At 59.3% G+C, this 18588-nt stretch carries 7 protein-coding genes; 6 read left to right on the plus strand and 1 reads right to left on the minus strand.

Features of this window, described 5'->3' with window-relative positions; translation table 11 throughout:
- Positions 1–10 precede the first annotated feature (10 nt).
- A complete protein-coding gene (locus ACTNBY_RS02745) occupies positions 11–14509 on the minus strand; it encodes an Ig-like domain-containing protein (protein WP_441063258.1) in 14499 nt (4832 codons plus the stop codon).
- Between the two features lie 268 nt (positions 14510–14777).
- Here ACTNBY_RS02745 and ACTNBY_RS02750 point away from each other — a divergent pair, with 268 nt between their 5' ends.
- From ACTNBY_RS02750 to ACTNBY_RS02775, 6 genes are all read left to right on the plus strand, one after another.
- Complete coding sequence (locus ACTNBY_RS02750; protein WP_441063260.1) at positions 14778–15710, plus strand: transglutaminase-like domain-containing protein; 933 nt, start codon at positions 14778–14780, stop codon at positions 15708–15710.
- Positions 15711–15741: 31 nt separating this feature from the next.
- Complete coding sequence (locus ACTNBY_RS02755) at positions 15742–16794, plus strand: type II secretion system F family protein (RefSeq protein ID WP_441063261.1); 1053 nt, start codon at positions 15742–15744, stop codon at positions 16792–16794.
- Between the two features lie 74 nt (positions 16795–16868).
- Positions 16869–17135, plus strand: coding sequence for a hypothetical protein (locus ACTNBY_RS02760; RefSeq protein WP_441063262.1), 267 nt, complete (start codon positions 16869–16871; stop codon positions 17133–17135).
- Positions 17132–17671 carry a DUF4860 domain-containing protein gene (locus ACTNBY_RS02765; protein ID WP_441063264.1) on the plus strand — a complete coding sequence of 180 codons (540 nt, stop codon included), beginning with the start codon at positions 17132–17134 and terminating at the stop codon, positions 17669–17671. The genes ACTNBY_RS02760 and ACTNBY_RS02765 overlap by 4 nt, the downstream gene beginning before the upstream one ends.
- A gap of 1 nt (position 17672) precedes the next feature.
- A complete protein-coding gene (locus tag ACTNBY_RS02770) occupies positions 17673–18083 on the plus strand; it encodes a hypothetical protein (protein ID WP_441063266.1) in 411 nt (136 codons plus the stop codon).
- Complete coding sequence (locus ACTNBY_RS02775; RefSeq protein WP_441063268.1) at positions 18084–18584, plus strand: hypothetical protein; 501 nt, start codon at positions 18084–18086, stop codon at positions 18582–18584.
- Positions 18585–18588: the final 4 nt, after the last annotated feature.

Below are 18588 nucleotides of genomic sequence, written 5' to 3' on the forward strand. Positions count from 1 at the left end.
TAACCTCCCTTTATTCCTGAGTCTCGTCGTCGTTACCAAGGACCTTATCCAGGTCGTTTTGCAGGCGACGGCCGTGCTTGTCGCGACGCAGGCCAACAAACAGGCCGTATGCCGCAGTTGCGACTGCGCAGATGATCATGTACCAGTGGACCCAGCAGGTGTCCTTCTTGCCGTCGAACTTACCCAGCGGGTTCTTGGCGTCGAAAATCTTCTCTTCCTTCTGCTCCCGATCGTTGCTGGCCGAGGAGTCGTCGCCCTTGGGCGCCGTGGTCGTCGTGGTGGAGCCACTGTCCGAGCTGTTAGGCGTCAGGTTGGGAACCGCGGGCGTCGACGGCGTCGTCGGGTTGGCGGGCGTCGACGGGGTGGTCGGAGTGGTCGGGGTGGTCGGCCTTGCAGGCGCGGCGGCAACCGTCAGCGTACCGAGCTCATCGGTCAGCTCGTAGTTATCCGCGCTCGTCTGCATCCAGTCGATGGTGTAGGTGTTCTGCGAACTACCGACGTTAGTCTGCTTGCCAGTGACGGCGATGCCAATGCGATCGCGCTTAGCCAGGCCGTCGATCGTGACCGTTGCGCTTGTAAGCGCCTGGCCGTCGTAGACCTTGGTAGCGCTGCCCGTCACAACATGCAGCGGGGCCTTGGTGATGCGATAGCTCTTGGCAATCGTTCCGGCGTAGTTACCCTTGCCGGTGATGGTCACGTTGATCGTCGCGACATCGATAAAGTCATCGGTGTCGTAGGAGACCATGTAGTCAGCACCCTCAACGAGTGTCTTGCCTTCGGCGTCCTTCACAACGGGCGTCCACTTATGCTCGACGCCATCGTAGACGGCATCCTTGGGATCATCGACCGTAACGCCCTTGTAGTTATCGCTCGGCGTACCGGGTTCGGACGGAACGATAGACTGCTTGGTCACGGTAAGCGTGCCGAGGTTCTCGGAGACAACCTTGTAGTTCTTGGCCTTGGCCGTCTTGTCGAACGTCAGCTTGTAACCGTTGCTGGAGGAGCCCACCTGGGTCTGCTTGCCGATAGCCTCAAGCGTTGCCTCCTCATCGCCCATCAGGTCGAGCTCGGCGGCGCCGGCAGTCAGCGCCGTGCCGTCGTACACCTTGGTGGCGGAGTCGGTCGTAACCGTCAGCTCGGCAGGCAGAACCTTGATGGTTCCGTCAATCTTCTTGATGTTGAGCTTGGACGTCACGTCCTCGCCCTCGGCGTTACGGATCACCAGGTGGTCCACCGTAGCCTTGACGCCCTCGCCGTTCGCATCCGTAGCGGTTGCGTCCGAGCTGGGCGTGCCGTCAACGGTGTAGCCCTCGGGCAGCTGCGACACGACAACCGTCGCGCCGTGCGCATTGCCATCGTAGGTAAAGATGCCACCCGTCGTGGTGACCACCACGGTGTCCTCGGACTCAGTCACCGTCAGCGTGCCGGTCTCGATGGAGTCAACGGTGTAGTTCGCCTCACGGGCCGTGCCGGTCCAAGCGAGCTTATAGGTGTTCGCCGAATGGCCGACCTTGGTCTGGCTGCCGGTAACACGGAAGTCGACCGTCTCGCCGTTGACGAGGCCGGTGATAGCACCGCCAGCCGTCAGGGCCTTGCCGTTGTAGACGCGCGCGGCGCTCTCGGTCTTGATGAAGACCGGTGCCGGCTTAATGCGGTAGGTCCTCGAGACCGTGCCGGTGTAGTTGCCCTTGCCGACAACCGTCACCGTAATAGAACCGGCGTTGATAAAGTCATCGGTGTCGTAGGTGAGCGTGTAGTCCACACCCTCCTTGAGCTCGGTACCGGTGTAGTCCTTTACCTCGGGAGCCCACTTATGGGTCTGGCCGTCATAGGTCAGGTCCGCAGGATTGCTCACCTGGAGCTTGTGGTACGACGGGTCGTTCGGGTTCACGGACTGAGGCGTGACGATGAGCTTGCCGAGCGTATCGGAAGCAATCGTGTAGTTGCCTTCCTTGGCGGCACCCCAGGCGATGGTGTAGCCGTTGTCGCTGGAGCCGACGTTGGTCTGCGTGCCGTTGGTCACGACATCGGCGTGCTCGCCAGAGACCAGGCCGTGAATGGCACCGTTCTTGTTCGTGAGCTCCTCGCCGTCGTATACCTTGGTGGCGCCCTCGGTCTCGACCGTGATCTTCTTCGGGCTAACCGTGAGCGTGCCAGTCTTGACGGTGACATTCCCGAACATGTCGGTCACGTCATCGCCCTTGGCGTCGAGGATCTTGTAGCTCTTGACCGTGTTCTCGGAAGAGCCGGCGTCGGTCTGAGTACCCTCCATCTTGGCCTTGACCGTAAAGCCCTCGGGCAGGCCCTCGGCCTTAATCTCATCGCTCGTCAGGGCATGGCCGCTGTAGGCATGCGATGCAGAGCCGCTCGTAAGCGTCACGGCCTTGGTAGACGGCGTGACCTTGAGCGTACCGAGGACATCGGTCACCTTGTAGTTGGATTTCTTGGTGTCCTTCCAGTTGATCTCGTAGGTGTTGTTAGAGGAGCCGACCTTGGTGCGGCTGCCGGTGGTCTTGGCAGAGACGGAGTCCTTGCCCTTGAGGCCCTCGACCTTGATGCCGTTGGCGGTCAGTGCCGTGCCGTCGTACTCCTTCTCGCCGCCGTCGGTCGTAACCGTCAGCGGGGCGGGATTGATCTTGATCGTCGCGGTGCCGCGCTTGATGTTGAGCTTGGACGTAACGTCCTTGCCCTGTGCGTTCACAATAACGAGCTCGTCGACCGTGGCCTTGACCTCGCCGTCGGCAACATTGGTCGCCGTGGCCTTGGACTCGGCCTTCTTGACGGTATAGCCCTTGGGCAGGCCGGTGACCTGGACGGTGGTGCCATGCGCGTTGCCGTCATAGGTGGTCTCGACGTTCTTCGGGGAGACCACAATCTCGTCCGCAGACTCTGTCACGACGAGCTTGCCGAGCGTGGCACCCGCGATGGTGTAGTTGCCCTCGTCGGCGGAACCGTCCCAGGTGAGCTCGTAGCCGTTGTCGCTCTCGCCAACCTCGGTCTGGGTGCCTGTGGCGTGGACAGCCGCAGTCTCGCCGTTCTTCAGCCCCTTGATGGTTGCGGCGTCGTGCGTCAGCGACTCGCCGTCATAGACCTTGCTCGCGCCCTCGGTCTCGACCGTGAGCTTGGCAGGCGTGACCTGGTAGGTGCGCGTGACGGTACCGGAGTAGTTGCCAGTGCCGGTAATAGTCACCGTGATGGTGCCGGTCACGTTGATGAAGTCGTCCTTGTCATAGGTGACGGTGTAGTCCACGCCCTCAACGAGCATCTTGTCGCCGTCCTTGACGATAGGCGTCCACTTATGGGCATGGCCGTCGTACTCGACGTCCTTAGGCGAATCGACGCTCATGCCGTAGTCGGCGTCGTCGATGGAGCGGGTCGTGATCTCGAGGGTACCCGGGTCAGTCGCAATGCTGTAGTTGCTCGCCTTGAAGCCGTCGCCCTTGGTGAAGGTGATTGGGTTGTCAACGGGCGCGGCCGTGACGTTGGTCACAGAACCGATTGCCTTGATACCGGAGACCTCGCCCTCGACAAAGCCGTCGCCGCTCACGGTGACATCCTTCGCCTCGAGCGGCGTGCCGTCGTAGACCTTGCTGGCGTTCTTGACGCCGGTCAGCTTGACGGAGCGCTTGGTGATCTCGTAGGTGCGCTCGACGGTGCCGGCGTAGTTGCCGGTGCCGGTAATGGTCACGGTGATGATGCCCGTAACGTTGGTGAAGTCGTCCTTGCTGTAGGCAACGGTGTAGTCGGTGCCCTCGGCAAGTGTCTTATCGCCGTCCTTGACGGTAGGCGTCCACTTGTGGGCCTGGCCGTCGTACTTGACGTCCTCGGGTGCGTCGACGGACATGATGTTGTCCTCGTCGTCCGGGTTGGGGATGATGCTCTTGGCAGTGACGGTGAGCGTGCCGTCATTCTTGGTGATCTTGTAGTTGTCCAGGCTCGTGCCCTTACCGGCGTTGACGGTGTAAGCGTTGGAAGTACTGCCCACGGTGGTCTGCTCGCCGGTGAAGTCGTAGGTGAAGCTCTCACCCTTGACGAGCGAGCCGGCGGTCACGGTGGCCTCGTGCTTGGTGAGCGCGGTGCCGTCGTAGGTCTTGTTCGCGGTGGCGGAGGTAACGGTCACGGGACGCTTGGTGACCTCGAGGGCCGCCTCGCCAGTAAAGACGTTGCCAAACTGGTCGGTCACATCGTCACCCTTGGCGTCCTTGATGGAGTAGGTGCCGACCTCGGCGATAGCGCTCCCAACGTTGGTGACGGAGCCCTTGGTCTTGGCCTCGAGCGTATATCCGGAGGGCAGGCCATAGGTGGTCACGCCAGCGCTCTTGAGCGCCTCGCCATCGTAGGTCTTGGTACCGCCCTGCGGGATCACCATGACCGCGGTCATGTTCTTAGTGACCTTCAGGGTACCCAGGCTCTCCTCGACCTTGTAGTTGGACTTCTTGGCGGTGTCGTTCCAATCGAGCGTGTAGCCGTTGGAACTCTTGCCGACCTTGGTCTGGGAGCCCGTCGTGGTGAAGGCCGCGGTCTCGCCGTTGACGAAGCCGGAAACCTTGCCCTCGGCGGTCAGCGCTGTGCCGTCATACGCCTTGCTCGCGCTCGGCGTAGTCACGGTCAGGGTAGCGGGGGTAATCTCGATGGAGCCCTTGCCCTTGGTGATCTTGAGGTTGTTTGTGACATCCTCGCCCTGGGCGTTGACGATCACGAGGTCATCGACCTTAGCGGCGACAGGCTTGCCCTCGTTCACGTCGGTTACCGTGGCACTTGAGGTGGCGGCCTTGACCGAATAGCCCTCGGGCAGGCCGGTAACAGTCACGTCGACGCCATGCGCCTGCCCATCATAGACGCCCTTGTAGCTGCCGGGGGTCGCCACGATCTCGTCGGCGGTCTCGGTGACGGTGAGCGTGCCGAGGTTCTCGGAGACAGTGTAGTTGGACTTCTTGGCGGTGCTCTCCTTCGCGGCCCAGTCGATGCTATAGGTGTTGGTGCTGGAGCCGACCTTGGTCTGGGAACCCGTCGTCCTAAAGTCAGCGGCCTCGCCGTTGACGAAGCCCGTAATGGAGCCCTCGGCCCTGAGCGCCTTGCCGTCGTAGACCTTGGAGTCGCTGGGCGTGTTCACGGTAAGCGTCGCGGGCGTGATCCTATAGGTGCGCTCGACGGTGCCAGCGTAGTTGCCCTTGCCGGTGACGGTAACGGTCACGGTGCCGACGTTCTTGGTGTCCTCGGAGAAGGAGACCGTGTAGTCGGTGCCCTCGGCGAGCGCCTTCTCGCCGTCCCTGACCTCGGGCTTCTGCTCCTGGCCCTTACCGTTGTAGACGAGGTCCCCGAGCGTGCCCACGGTCATCTTGTTGTTCTCGTCGCCTGGGTCGGGGACGATGCTCTTGGCGGTAACCGTCAGGGTGCCGTCGTTCTTGGTGACAACCCTGTAGTTGCCCTCATCGGCGGTACCCCACTCGATACCCGCGACCTTGTTGTCGGAGCTGCCGACCTCGGTCTGGGAGCCCTCGGTCTGGGCGGTCGCAGTCTCGCCGTCCACGAGACCCTCGATGGTGCCACCCGCGATGAGCGGCGTGCCGTCGTAGACCTTGCTGCCGCTCTTGGCGTTCACCGTGAGCGGGGCAGGCGTGATCTTGTATTTCTTGGTGACGGTACCGGTATAGTTGCCGGCGCCGGCGATGGTCACCTTGATGGTCTTCGCGTTTGTGAAGTCATCGGTGTCGTAGGAGACCGTGTAGTCGGTGCCCTCGGTGAGTTCGTTGCCCTCGGCATCCCTGACCGTCGGGGTCCACTTGTGTGCCTTGCCGTCGTAGACGTGGTCGGACGGGTCGCTGATGGTGTTGCCCTTGTAGCTATCCGGGTTCTCCGGATCGGGCACGATGGACTGTGCCGTCACCTCAAGGGTGCCGAGCTTGTTGTCCATGATGTTGTAGTTGTTCTCTTTACCTTTCTTGAGCTGGTAAGAAATGGTGTTGTCGGAGCTGCCGACCTCGGTCTGGGAGCCGGTCGCGTGGACCTGGCCGTCGCCGGCAAGATCGGTCCCGATAAAGCCGGTACCCTTGCGGTTGGGACCCATGTCGACCCAGTCTTTGGTGAGCGCCGTGCCGTCGTAGACCTTAGAAGCGCTGGCAGAGGTCAGCTCGACATCGCGCTTGTTGATGGTGAGCGTCTGCTCAGCGTACTGGTATCCACTGTAGTTATCGGCAGAAGCACGAACCTCGACCGTCAACGTACCGGCGTTAATCGCCGTGATCTGTGACGGATCGGCGCGCCATTCGCTGTCGGCGCTGCCCTTGACGCGGTACTCGAGATTCACCTTGATGCCGTTGACAGAGGCACTCGCCGAGGCCTTGCCGGCAGTATGCGAGTCGGCATCGTAGGTGTACTCGGCGTTCTTGGGCTTGATGGTAAGGCCGTCCTCTGCAGAGAGTGAAGTGATGGAGAGCTTGCCCTCCTTCTTGGTGATGCTGTAGTTACCCTTCTTGAAGTTGGCGTTGGTGTCGTAATCAATGGTGTTGGTAACCTCGCCCTCGGCAACCGTGGTCACGGAGCCGGTAGCGCGAACGTTGGTGACTTCGCCGTCGACAAAGCCGTCGCCTTCCACGGTGACATTAGGCCTGGTAAGAGCGGTGCCGTCGTAAGGCTTGGAGTCTGTCGCACTTTCGAGAACCACAGAGCGCTTGAGAATCTGGTATTTCACGTCGGCGCTGCCGGAGTAATTGCCCTTACCGGTAACGGTAACGGTAACGGTGCCGACGTTAGTAGCGTCCTTACTGTAAGAAAGCGTGTAGTCAACGTTCTTCGCCAGAGTCTTATCCCCGTCCTTAACGACGGGCTCCTCCTGCTGAGGCTGGCCGTTGTACGTGACGTTCGCAGGAGCCTCCACTGTCATGTTCACGCCAGTCTTGATATCCTTGGGCGTGATGTTCAGCTGGCCATCGACAACCTCGAACGTAACCTTGGAGAAGTTCTGGTTGTTGTTGCTGAAGTCGCTAGGCTTGAGCTCCATGTCGTAGGTGCCGACGTTTGTACCCTTGACAGTGTCGTTGCCGCTAAAGGTGAAGTCGGATTTCTTGTACAACTCATTAGATGCCGAGAATTCATAGCCAGAGACAGACTTCTCGGTGCCATCGTACTCAACGTTGCCGCTGTTCTCGGCAATAGTGACGACGACCTCGTTCTCGTCAGCGGTCACAATGAGTTTGCCGCACTTGGTGGTAACCCAGTAGTCGGCCTCGCTGGTACCTTCGTTGAAGGTATAGTCGAAGGTGTTATCGCTTTCGCCCTTCTCGGTCTGGGAACCAGTAACGTTAAAGGAAACGCCCTCGCCGTCGATAAAGCCAACACCTTCACCCTTGGCGGTTGCGGTGACGGTGCCGTTGGTAAGCGGAGTTCCGTCATACGGCTTGTTGCCGCCCTCGGAAGTCAGCGTCACAAGACGCTTGGTGATCGCGATGCCCTCGAAGCTGGTGGCGTACTGGCCCTCTGCATAGTTGGAGCCAGTGGCGCGCAGCTGCACGGCCTGGTAACCAAAGTGGGTAATCGTGATCTGGGACGGATCGCTCGTCCATGTTTTGCCATCAATGCTGTATTCGACATTCAGGGCATTGCCATGCTTATCGGTCGCGGTCACGGCGCAGGCGGCAAGCGGCGTGCCGTCGTAGACCTTCTGGTTATCGTGAGTGTCCCACACAACACCACCCTGGTCGATTTCGCCACCCTCAATCTTGAGCCAGCCGTCCTCAACCACGAACTCGACGTTGGAGAAGTTCTCATTGGTGTTGGAGAACTGCTCCTTGGCAAGGTTCATATTGTAGCTGCCAACAGCGATACCCTTAGCAGTCGCATCGCCCGTGAACTTAAGGTTGCTTTGAGCGTAAAGGCCGTTATCGGCAGAGAAGTCATAGCCAGTCACGAACTGCGTGGAGCCGTTGTAGGTCTTAGTGTCCTGCTTGCCCTTGATGGTGACGGTGACCTTATCGGTAACCGGGTTCACCGTCAGGGTGCCGTACTCAGGCTCAGAGAAAATGTAGTTGTCTACGCTCGTATTGGCGTTAAGCGTGTAGGTATAGGTGTTCTTCGCCTCGCCAACGTTGGTGATGGCACCGGTGTAGGTAAAGGTTGCGCCCTCGCCCTCGGCAAAGCCGGTCACACGCTCCATCTCTTGTTTGGTGTGCTCGTTGCCATCGTAGGTCCACTTATCAGAGGCAGACTTCATGGTGACGGTGGCTTTATTGATGACGAGAGAGCCGTTCTCAGTCGTGACCTCGAACTCGCTCGACACGTCATTACCCTTGGCATCCTTCACCACGGCGGTGCCGGTGATGTTGTTGGAGTAGGTGCCAGCGTTGGTCTGAGTCGGGTCCTCGGTGGTGAGGCCGGAAACCGTGTACTTGTTGCCGTCGAACGTGAACTCGGTGCTCTCGATACCAGTGGCGGAGTGCTGCTTGCCGTCATAGGTAGCCTTGCCAGAGTTTGCCTTGACCGTGATCTGGTACTTGGCGTCACGGTTGGTGACGGTCAACGTGCCAGGGATGGTGGTGATGTTGTAGTTATCAACCTTGGTGTTGTCGTTCAGCGTGTAGCTAAAGGCGTTGGAGCTCGAGCCGACAACGATCTGGGAGCCGGTGAACTTATAGGTCGCGCCCTCGCCCTCGGCGAAGCCGGACTCGGTCGCAAGCGCAGTCTCGCCGTTGACAAGCGCCGTTCCGTCGTAGGACTTGGTGAGATTGTCGGACTTCAAGGTCACCTCAGCCTTTGAAATGCCAACGTAGCCGTCAGTCACGACAAAGGTGACATTGGTGAAGTTCGTAGCGTCATCGTTGGTAAACTGCGCGGCGGTAAGCCCCATGACGGTCTTACCAGCATCGGTGCGAGCGGCCTCTGCGGTACCGGAGAAGGTCACCTTGTCCTTGGTGAAGAGGTCGTTAGTGGAGTTAAAAGTGTAGCCCTCGGCCTTGTACTCTTTGCCGTTGTAGGTACCGGTCGCGGTCTTACCAACAATGGTCACCGTGATCGGATCGCTGATGGGCTTAACGGTCAGAGTTCCGTTGGAGGTCGTTATCTGATAGTTGTCAGCGTTCGTTCCCTCGGTAAGTTCGTAGGTAAAGGTGTTGTCGCTCGAACCGGCGTTGGTCTGGGAACCGGTCACATGAGCCGTGAACCCCTGGCCCGGCGCAAAGCCGTCACCAGAGACGGTAACGTTGCTGTTGGTGAGCGCGGTGCCGTCGTAGGGCTTCTCATCGTTAGCGGAAGTCAGGGTGACCTCTCGCGGGGTAACGGTCATAGAACCGTCTTTGACAACCTCAAAGGTAACGTTGGAGAAGTTCTTGTTAACGTTAGCGAACTGATCCGCCGTGAGGCCCATGTACGTGGTGCCAGCATCCGTGCGGGCCGCGGTAGCGGTGCCGTTGAAGGTAAAGTCCGTGCCAGCGACCGCGCCGTAGAGCGTGGACTCCTGGCCATCGACGGTCACGTCTGTAACGGTGAAGCCAGAGGCGTTCTTCTCAGTGCCGTCGTACTTCTCGGTGTCGATATTGCCCTTGACCTTAACGACAACGGCCTTCTGAGAGGCGGTCACCTCGAGGGCGCCGCTCCCCTTAGTAATGTTGTAGTTGTCGAGGTTGGTACCCTTGGCGGCCTCATAGCTCGTAATGGAGCTAGCGCTCGTGCCGGCCTCGGTCTGGGAGCCGCCATAGACAACGTTGGCCACCGTGTCGTCGCCGATAAAACCAGTGGCGGTGAAGTCGGTCGCAGTGAGCGGCTGGCCGTCATAGGGCTTGGAAGCGTCCTTGGGTGCAATGGTCACATCGGCCTTGGCAATGGTGAGCGTACCGTTCTTGGTCTTGACCTCGAACTCGCTCGTCACGTCGTTGCCCTGGGCATCGGTCACCTTGGCGGTGCCGGTGATGTTGTTAGCATAAGTACCGACGTCAGTCTTGGCCGGGCTAGAAGTTTCAAGGCCAGAGACGGTGTACTTCTTGCCGTCGACCTCGAACTCATTGGTCTTGAGACCCTTAGCAGAGTGCTCGTTGCCGTCGTAGCTGGCATCAGCGGAGTTGGCCTCGACCGTGATGGTCTGGGTCGCACCGCGAGAAGTCACGTTAAGGGTACCTGGCGCTGACTTGATGTCATAGTTGTTGGAGTTGGTGCCGTCCTTGTAACCCCACTCGGAGATTCCGCTCTCGCTAGTGCCGGGAGCGGTCTGGAAGCCCGTGTACTTGGGGTTGGCAATACCCTGACCGTCGACGAAGGAACCCTCTGCGACCACCCAATCCTTTGCGACAAGAGCGTTGCCGTCGTAGACCTTGGAGACATCCTTGGGCTTAATGGTCACTTCGCGCTTGTTAATGGTAAGCTTACCGTCAACTGTCTTCACGTTGAACTGAGAAGTGACGTCGTTGCCCTGGGCATCCTTCACCACGGCAGTGCCGGACACCTTATTGGTGTACTCGCCCGCATCGGTGCCGGATACGCTTGCACTCAGACCTTCAACGGTGTAGGTAACGCCCTTATCGTTGGTGAAGGTGGTGCCGGACAAACCTGAAACAGAATGCTCGGTGCCGGTATACGTCTGAGTGTCAGAGTTGGCGGTAACCGTAATCTCGTACTTCTGGGAACGATCGGTAACCTCAAGCTTGCCCTCGGTCTTAGTAATGTTGTAGTTCTCGGCCTTGGTGTTGCTGTTTAGCGCATAGGTGAAGGCATTGGCGCTGGAACCCACCGTGGTCTGGGAACCAGAGAAGGCGTAGGTTGCGCCCTCACCCTTAACAAAACCTTCCTCAGTTTTAAGCGCGGCTCCATTGTTTGTGAGCGCCGTGCCGTCGTACCCCTTAGAGAGATCGTCGGATTTAAGCGTCACGTCTTTCCGAGCAATGTTGAGCTCGCCGTCGACGACCTCGAACTTGACATTGGTGTAGTTCTTGGCGGCATCACCGGAAAGCGAGAACTGGGTGTCCTTCAGACCCATGGCGTACTTGCCGGCATCGGTTTTGGAGACAGATGCCGTTCCGCTGCACTTCACATCAGATTTAACCACACCGGCCGGCGACGTGGAGGCGTCGATGTCATATCCCTCGACAGTCTGCTCTTCGCCGTTGTACTCCTTGCCGCCCTTGTGACCCTTGACCGTAATCGTGACCTTGTCAGTCACCGGAGTAATCGTCAGTTTGCCAGAAACCGTCTCGGACACTATATATTTAGCGTCCTTGGACACCGCGCCCTGAGCGCCCTCGTTAAAGGCGACTTTGTACTCACCGGCATTTGTACCGGAGCCCTTGGCTGTGATGTCGTCAAACTTCGCCGCACCCTCGCTTGTGGTATACCCCTCAAGCGCCTGCTGTTCACCGTTGTACGTCTTGCTGGCAGACTTCGCCGTCAACGTCACATTCTTGTAGTAGTAAATATTGATGACGTTCTCGCCCGCATCGAGTACGCGCTTGGTGCTCTTGCTCGGCTTGATGGTATAGCCACCAAAATCCTTGGCAACATCGGCAACATCGATAACGTCATCGAACGAATAATCGCCCGCCAGCTTATCGCTCTCGATCAACTCGTGAGAATCTTTGTCACCCCACAGGTAATTGACCGTGACGGTCGCACTCTTCTTTTTCCACTGCGCCGTAATGGTCACGTTGTTGTCAGGCATAGTGAACATGTCGCCAGAATTGACCGATATCTGGTCACCCAGGCCGGAAACCTTCCAACCTTCGAACTCGTAACCCTCACGCTTCGGCTCGGTAAGAACGGTATGTGTCTTGCCGGCATTCACCTTATACGTTGTACCGGCACCGCTCTTCCAAGAACCACCCTGCAGGTCATACATGACCATGCGACCAGCAACGTACTTCGCATAGAAATTAAGGTTCGAGTTACGAACAACGTACGGCAGCGACGCAGACCTGGTCAGTGCTGCATCGAGGAACCAGCCGGAGAAGGTGTACTCGACACCGTTGACGGTCTTGGTCTCGGGGTAGCTCTGGTTGAAGTCGCTAATGTTGGTGGAGTCGCCCTCGCGAGCCGTCGTGGTCACCGCGACCTGCTGATAGCCCTCGCCCGAGGCGGTCGGGTCATCGACCCAGTACTTGACGGTGTAGAGGCCCTTGCACTTGACGACGACCTGACAGTCGACATGATAGCCGTCGTCATTGCGCGTCAACTTGTAGGGAAGAAGCTCGATGGACTCGATGTCGGAATCCTTGACTTCGACGTTCGGAAGCTGGCTCTTGATCACCGATTGGTACATCTTGACGATCTTATTCCAGTCAATGCTCCCGCGCTTGACGTCTAGCTTCGAGGATGTCGAGCCGCCGGGCCACTTGGTCACGCGAGCTTGAGCATCGTATTTTTTTGTCGCGCCATTGTCCTTGGGGAAATTCGAGTTGTTATAGCCAGTCAGGTTGATCTTGCCTTTTCCGAGCTTCTGCCAATTTCCCGTGTTGATGGAGTCGAGCTGACCGGACGGGTCGTTGAGATAGAAAAACATCGCGTCCGTCTCGCCACTTGTGGTGTGCGTTACCGTCACATCGTGATCGGCAGTCAGGACGGTCTTGCCATCCGCGCTCGTCCACATGACGGTAACGGTAGCCTTGCCCTCGGAGACACCAGTGACCTTACCGTTCTTGTCGACGGTAAGGATATTCTCGTTATTCGACGTCCAAGTGTACGTGCCGCCGCCCTTCTGGGCAGGCTCCAACGTCGGGGTCAGCTGGATGGTGTTGAACTGTTCGACCGTGTCGGGACCGGAGACGGAAAGTTTGATCTGCTTCTCACAAATCCCGTACGTCTTTTTGATCTCACCCTCGTGATGGTGCTTGCCCTTGATTTCGACGGTAATCTTGCCGGGCGACGTAAAGTCGCCAGTCTCCTTGCCGTCACGCTTATAAATAACGTCGTACTCGGTATCGTCGAGGGTCTCTTTCGTATTCTTATCCGTTACGGTCGGAGCCCACTTATGCTCCTGGCCATCATAATCGACATCGCTGGGGCTGTCGGACGCGATAGGAGTCCTGTCCTTAACGGGCACAGGATCGTCGAAAGTCTTCGCTTCACCGGAATATTTACTGTTCCAGCCCTGATCGCCAAAGGGAGCGATTTTTACTTCATAGGTCTTGTTCGGATCGGAGAAGTCACCGCTCCAGGGGTTGCATCCCTTGTCTTCACCATTGATGTAGTAGGTGACCTGGAAACCTGTCTGCCATTCCTTGACGGGCTCGTTTGTCTCGGCATCTACAATCGTCGGAATAGCCTTATACGTCCCATCTACATACGTCCAGTCCGCAACCTTCCACTGGCGCTTACGGATCGTGACGTTAAACGTGTCCGAATAAACCGTGTTGTTCGTACCGGGAACCTTATATTTGCACTGAACCGTAACGACCTTGCCGTCTCCCGCAAACTGATACAGAGCTGTCAGTTTGATTTTCTTCGTCCCAGCACCGGAGTCTATTCTTGCCGCCGTGTAGTCGCCGTCCCCGATGAGATGCCATTCCCATTCGGAAGCATTCTTCGTTTCGGTCAGCTCGAACTCACTATCAACGACCACAGAAGAAGGTCCTTCAATACCCGGAGTGGTCGCATCTTTACGGTCAATGATGTCGACGACAAAAGTTTTAGTCTGGTTCTGCCACCGCGAATCCTGATATGTATAGGTGGCGGTAACGCGGCCAACGCCCCTTGTGGCTAGCTCCGCTTTGTTGCCAGAAGTCGTTTGCGAGATGATACTCCAGTCCGAGAATGACCACCAACCGCTATTCGAAGCACCGGTCGCCTTCAACGTGATGCTATCGCCGACCTCGACGGTGTAATCGGCATCCGTCGCGGCCTGGACAGCCACGGCGTTCGTGTCGGTGGCGTTCTGCTCGATCGGGGTGGCGGCCTCGGTCGTCTCAGCTTGCTTCTCCTGCTCGGTCTCGAGCGTGACCTTGGGGGATTTGGCCACTTCGGCGGCGGGAACGGTGTACTCACCGTTCGCGTCCGCCTTGAGTTTGGTCTCGACACCGTCGACCGTGAGCTTGGCCTCGTTCAGCTTAAAGCCGTTATCGGCCGTAACGGAGAACTTGAAATCGACGCTCGCGGGAGCCGTCACCTTCTGGGACGGCTGCGCAATGACCTGACCCTGATAGGTAATCGAAGCGTTGTTGAGTGCGAGGGCGATGTCGGCCGTGGTCGCCTTGTCCTGAGAGACGGCCTGCGAGGTCTGCGTGTTCTGACCAGAATCGGCAGCATCGTCCTGTACGGCGGAGTTGTTCTCCGTGGTGCCTTGGTCAGACGCCTGGCCAGACGATGCATCATTTGCCGTCGCGGCGGTATCGCCCTGCGAAGACTCGACATTCGACTCCACAAATGTGTCATCCGTCTGGATACCCTCGGCGATAGCCTGGACAGGTACACCAGACAGTATCATGCTGGCCGTCATGACCGTCGCCATCGTCTTGATGCCAAACACCTTGGCATGGCGCACGAAGGACCCGTTGCCCCTGCTCGCGCCGCCCTCCTCGACCCAACTTTGCTTGCGCATATGTATCTCCTTTGGTCGCTCGGCCCCAACCGCACGACCACTCGAGCTCACCACCTATTCAGGACAAATAGGCAGAATCCGACAGAATCATACAAATGAAATATTAGTGAATACGCATGATGTTTTCATCATATTCGGCACCGAAATCAACCCATTTTCACGAACCATTAAGTCTCGCTTAATTCAATCGTTGCGACGGGCGCCGATTGTCGCCCAAACGGTCTGGCGCTGCAGTTATGAGCCCTCTGGAGGGGCTATACTCAGACCGATGAAGTTCTTGAGTTTCGACAGCCCTTTCCTTACGAAGGTCGCCCTCGCCGCGGCTGCCCTGGTCCTTGCCGCGACCCACCTTGCAGGCTGCGGCTCCATCTCAGATGAGGTATCGGGCACGGCGTTCAGCATGCCCGAGCACGTGGCAACGGCGACCTTCGACGCCAATGCCGCTGAAACCTCGGGGACATGTGCCATCGACACCTCGTCCGTTGCATCCGGCTACGTGGGTGCGAGCGCGCAGGCGTCGAGCCGGCTCAAGTTTCTGATCGCCTGTGGCGACGCCACCATGATCTACGACCTTCCACAGGACGGCACCCCCATTGTGTGCCCTCTGAGCCTGGGCGACGGGCCATACAGCTTTCGCATCATGCAGAACACCTCGGGTGAAAACTACGTGGAGCTTTTCAGCGCCCAAGCGAGCGTCGAGCTCTCGAGCGAGTTCGAACCGTTCCTCCGCCCCAACATCTACTGCGACTTCGACGACGCAAGCGCCTCCACCGCCCAAGCGCGCAAGCTCGCCAAGAAAGCAAAAACGCAGGCCGAGGCCATCGAGGACGTTTGCAACTGGATCGTAGAGAACATCTCCTACGATGACGCCAAGGCATCGCAGCTCAAAGACGCCACGGGCTACATCCCCGACCCCGACTCGACGCTCAAGACCAAGAAGGGCGTCTGCTTTGACTACGCGAGCCTGGGTGCCGCTATGCTGCGAGCACTCGGCATCCCCACCAAAATCGTCACGGGCAACGTCTCGCCCGACGGTATTTACCACGCCTGGATCATGGTCTATATCGATGGCACGTGGAAGAGTGCGCCGTTCGATGTGGAGCCCAAAACGTGGTCGCGCGTGGACCTCACCTTCGCGGCGAGCGGTGACGATAAAAACGTGGGAGACGGAAAGGAATATACCGACCGATATGTTTACTGACAACATCCATCTAGCAACGTCAGGAGAGTAAATGGCCGATCAGCTCTTGGAAAGCAGCGCCATCAGCGCGTTCTGCGACAGCGTGGCCACCATGCTCGCGGCCGGCATCCAGGTCGACGAGGCCGTGCACATGTTGGTCGAGAACCGCGAGGCATCGCCGTTCAAAACGGTCTGCGACAAGGTCTACACCCAGCTCATCGCCGGTGAGGGTCTCGCCGGTGCCATGGAGAGTACGGGGGCGTTTCCGCCGTATGCCATCGAGATGGTGAAGATCGGCGAGGTCTCAGGCCGCACCGAGCGTGCACTCCGCAGCCTCGGACATTACTACGACAGCGAGGATCGTACGTTCGCAAAGCTCCGCAGCGCCGTGGGTTACCCGGCGGCCCTGCTCGTGATCATGGAGTGCATCCTCGCCTTCACCGTGATCCTCATCCAGCCCACGTTCAGCAGCGCTTACGCCAACCTCTCGGGTTCGCTCACCTCGGGCTCGTTCTCGATGGTGAGCGCCTCGGCCATCATCGGCTGGGTCGCGCTCGTTGTGGTGCTCGTCGCCGCCGCCGCGGCGCTTTGCCTCTCGGTACTCACGTATACCGAGAGTGGCCGCATTCGCGTGGTCAAGCTGCTCGAAAAGGTTCCCGTGACCAAGCGCACCATGTACCAGCTGGCGCTCTCGCACTTCACCAACGCGCTCGCCGCTTTTGTGGCCTCGGGCGTGCAGGACGAAGTCGCCATGGAGCGCGCCACCGCAACTGTCGACCACCCCAAACTCAAGAAAAAGCTCGAGGCCGCGGGCGCGTCTATGGCGGACATCCAAAACCCCCGCAGCATGGCCCAGGCCATCAGCGAACACGAAATCTTCGAGCCCATCTACGCCCGCATGCTCACCGTCGGGATGCACGCAGGATCGGCTGACGATGTGTTGGCTTCGCTCGCCGAGACGTTCTTTGACGACGCCACCGCCCAGATCGACGCCGTCGTCGACCGCGTCGAGCCCGCGCTCGCCGCTTTCCTGACCGTGGCCGTGGGCGCCACGCTGATCGCCGTCATGCTGCCGCTTATCGGCATCATGGGCTCTATCGCATAACCGGACGGCCTGCTATGTTCCACGAATTGACAGATAAAGACATCAGGCGCCGCCGAAACCGCAGGATCGCGGTCGTGGCGCTCGTGGTGGCGCTGGCGACAGCGGCGTTTGGGATCTTCTCCGCCGTGCGCGCCAACGCGCGCGAGCAGGGCGCCGTGGCGCTGCGCGATTCCGTGCTCGTGGCCGCCAAACAATGCTGTGCAATCGAGGGCAGCTATCCCTCGTCGCTCGAATACCTTGAGCAGAAGTACGGCCTCACCATCAACGAAGACGACTACGTCGTGTCCTACGAGTGGTTTGCCGGCAACGTGATGCCCAGTGTGGTGGTGACACCGCGATGAGCACAAACGATATCGATCACAACCTCTCCCGCGTAGAGGCGCTGTCGCGGCTGCCGCAGATTACGGCGCGCAGCGAGAAACGTACGCGGGCGCAGGGAGCATTCCCCGTCCTCCTTCTGGGTGTCTTCTTTGTGGCACTGCTGGGCGCACTGATCGCCGGCGTCACCGTCTACCGCAACATCAGCGGCATCCAGGAACAAAATGTCGCACGGCGCGAGGGGCTCGAACTCATCTCGAACATCGTGCGCGCAAACGATGCCAAGGGCGCCATCGCCACGAGTGAGGGTCCCGAGGGTCGTGCGCTCGTGATCGTCGAGACACTCGACACCGGCACGTTCGAGACGCGTCTCTACCTCTACCACGGTCACGTGGTGCAGGAATACAGCCCCGCGGGCACGGCCTATACGCCTCAGAAGGCGAGCGAGGTCACGGCGTCCAAGACGTTCTCGTTCTCCTATTCGCACGGGCTTCTCTCCGTCACCACCGACCAAGGCACCTGCGAGGTCGCCCTCCGCTATCTTGAGGAGGCCGAGTAGCATGGCAGCAAACAACGGCTCCGCGCCGTCCGGGCGCATGCGCGCAACGACGGCCTATATCATCGAGGCGCTCGCGCTGCTCGCGGTGCTGGTCGCTTCGATGGCGGTGTTCACGCAGCTCTTCGCCGCCTCGACCCAGACCGCGGCCTCGTCTTCCCGCCTCTGTCGCGCCGTCTCGGTCGCCGAGAACGCGGCCGAGGAGTTCTCGGCCGACCCCGCCGCCGTCGAAGGCGGCGAGAGCACAGGACTCGGCATCGCCAATGGCACGAGCGACGGCTTTACCGTGAAGACCAAGGTTACCAAGGATAAGCGCGAGGCCGGCACGCTCTGGCACGCTCACATCACCGTCTCGGACGATGCGGGGAAGGCCTACGAGCTCGACACCCAGCGCTACGTGAGCGAGGCGAGGTAGATGGCGGCACAAAACGCAAAGAGCGTCCGTATAGGACCGATCAGCCTGCTCACACTCATATCCGTGCTTCTGCTCGCCGTATTGGCGATGCTTTGCGTGACCACATCAAACGCGGCAGACGCCATGTCGCGCCGCCAGTCGGCATCCGTCACGGGCACCTATGAGCTCGAGAGCTGCGGTCAGGCTGCGCTCGCTGGCATCGACGAGCACCTCAAGGGCGCGACGGGCAACGCCTCGACCGCCGCTGCGGACATCGAGGCGGTCGGCAGCAGTATCGCGGCCGATGCGGTCGCGACCTGCAAGGACAAGAACCTCACCGTCGACATCTCCGCCCAGGACGCCGACATCGTGCTCACCGTAAGCGATAGCGACGGGCACCGCCTCGACGCACGTGTCACGGTGAGCGACAACCTCACCTACTCCATCACGCAATGGAAAGTAACCAGTACCCACGAGTCCGAGCAGCAGGGCCTCTGGTCCGGCAACGGCTCATCCAACTAGCGAC

Origin of the sequence: Collinsella sp. HCP28S3_E12, from assembly GCF_052065595.1 — a bacterium.
GTDB lineage: Bacteria > Actinomycetota > Coriobacteriia > Coriobacteriales > Coriobacteriaceae > Collinsella.

What these genes read in the sequence shown, in the direction of transcription:
- ACTNBY_RS02745 (WP_441063258.1), bottom strand. Translation starts at nt 14,509, where the DNA reads ATGCGCAAGCAAAGTTGGGTCGAGGAGGGCGGCGCGAGCAGGGGCAAC.
- ACTNBY_RS02750 (WP_441063260.1), top strand. Translation starts at nt 14,778, where the DNA reads ATGAAGTTCTTGAGTTTCGACAGCCCTTTCCTTACGAAGGTCGCCCTC.
- ACTNBY_RS02755 (WP_441063261.1), top strand. Translation starts at nt 15,742, where the DNA reads ATGGCCGATCAGCTCTTGGAAAGCAGCGCCATCAGCGCGTTCTGCGAC.
- ACTNBY_RS02765 (WP_441063264.1), top strand. Translation starts at nt 17,132, where the DNA reads ATGAGCACAAACGATATCGATCACAACCTCTCCCGCGTAGAGGCGCTG.
- ACTNBY_RS02770 (WP_441063266.1), top strand. Translation starts at nt 17,673, where the DNA reads ATGGCAGCAAACAACGGCTCCGCGCCGTCCGGGCGCATGCGCGCAACG.
- ACTNBY_RS02775 (WP_441063268.1), top strand. Translation starts at nt 18,084, where the DNA reads ATGGCGGCACAAAACGCAAAGAGCGTCCGTATAGGACCGATCAGCCTG.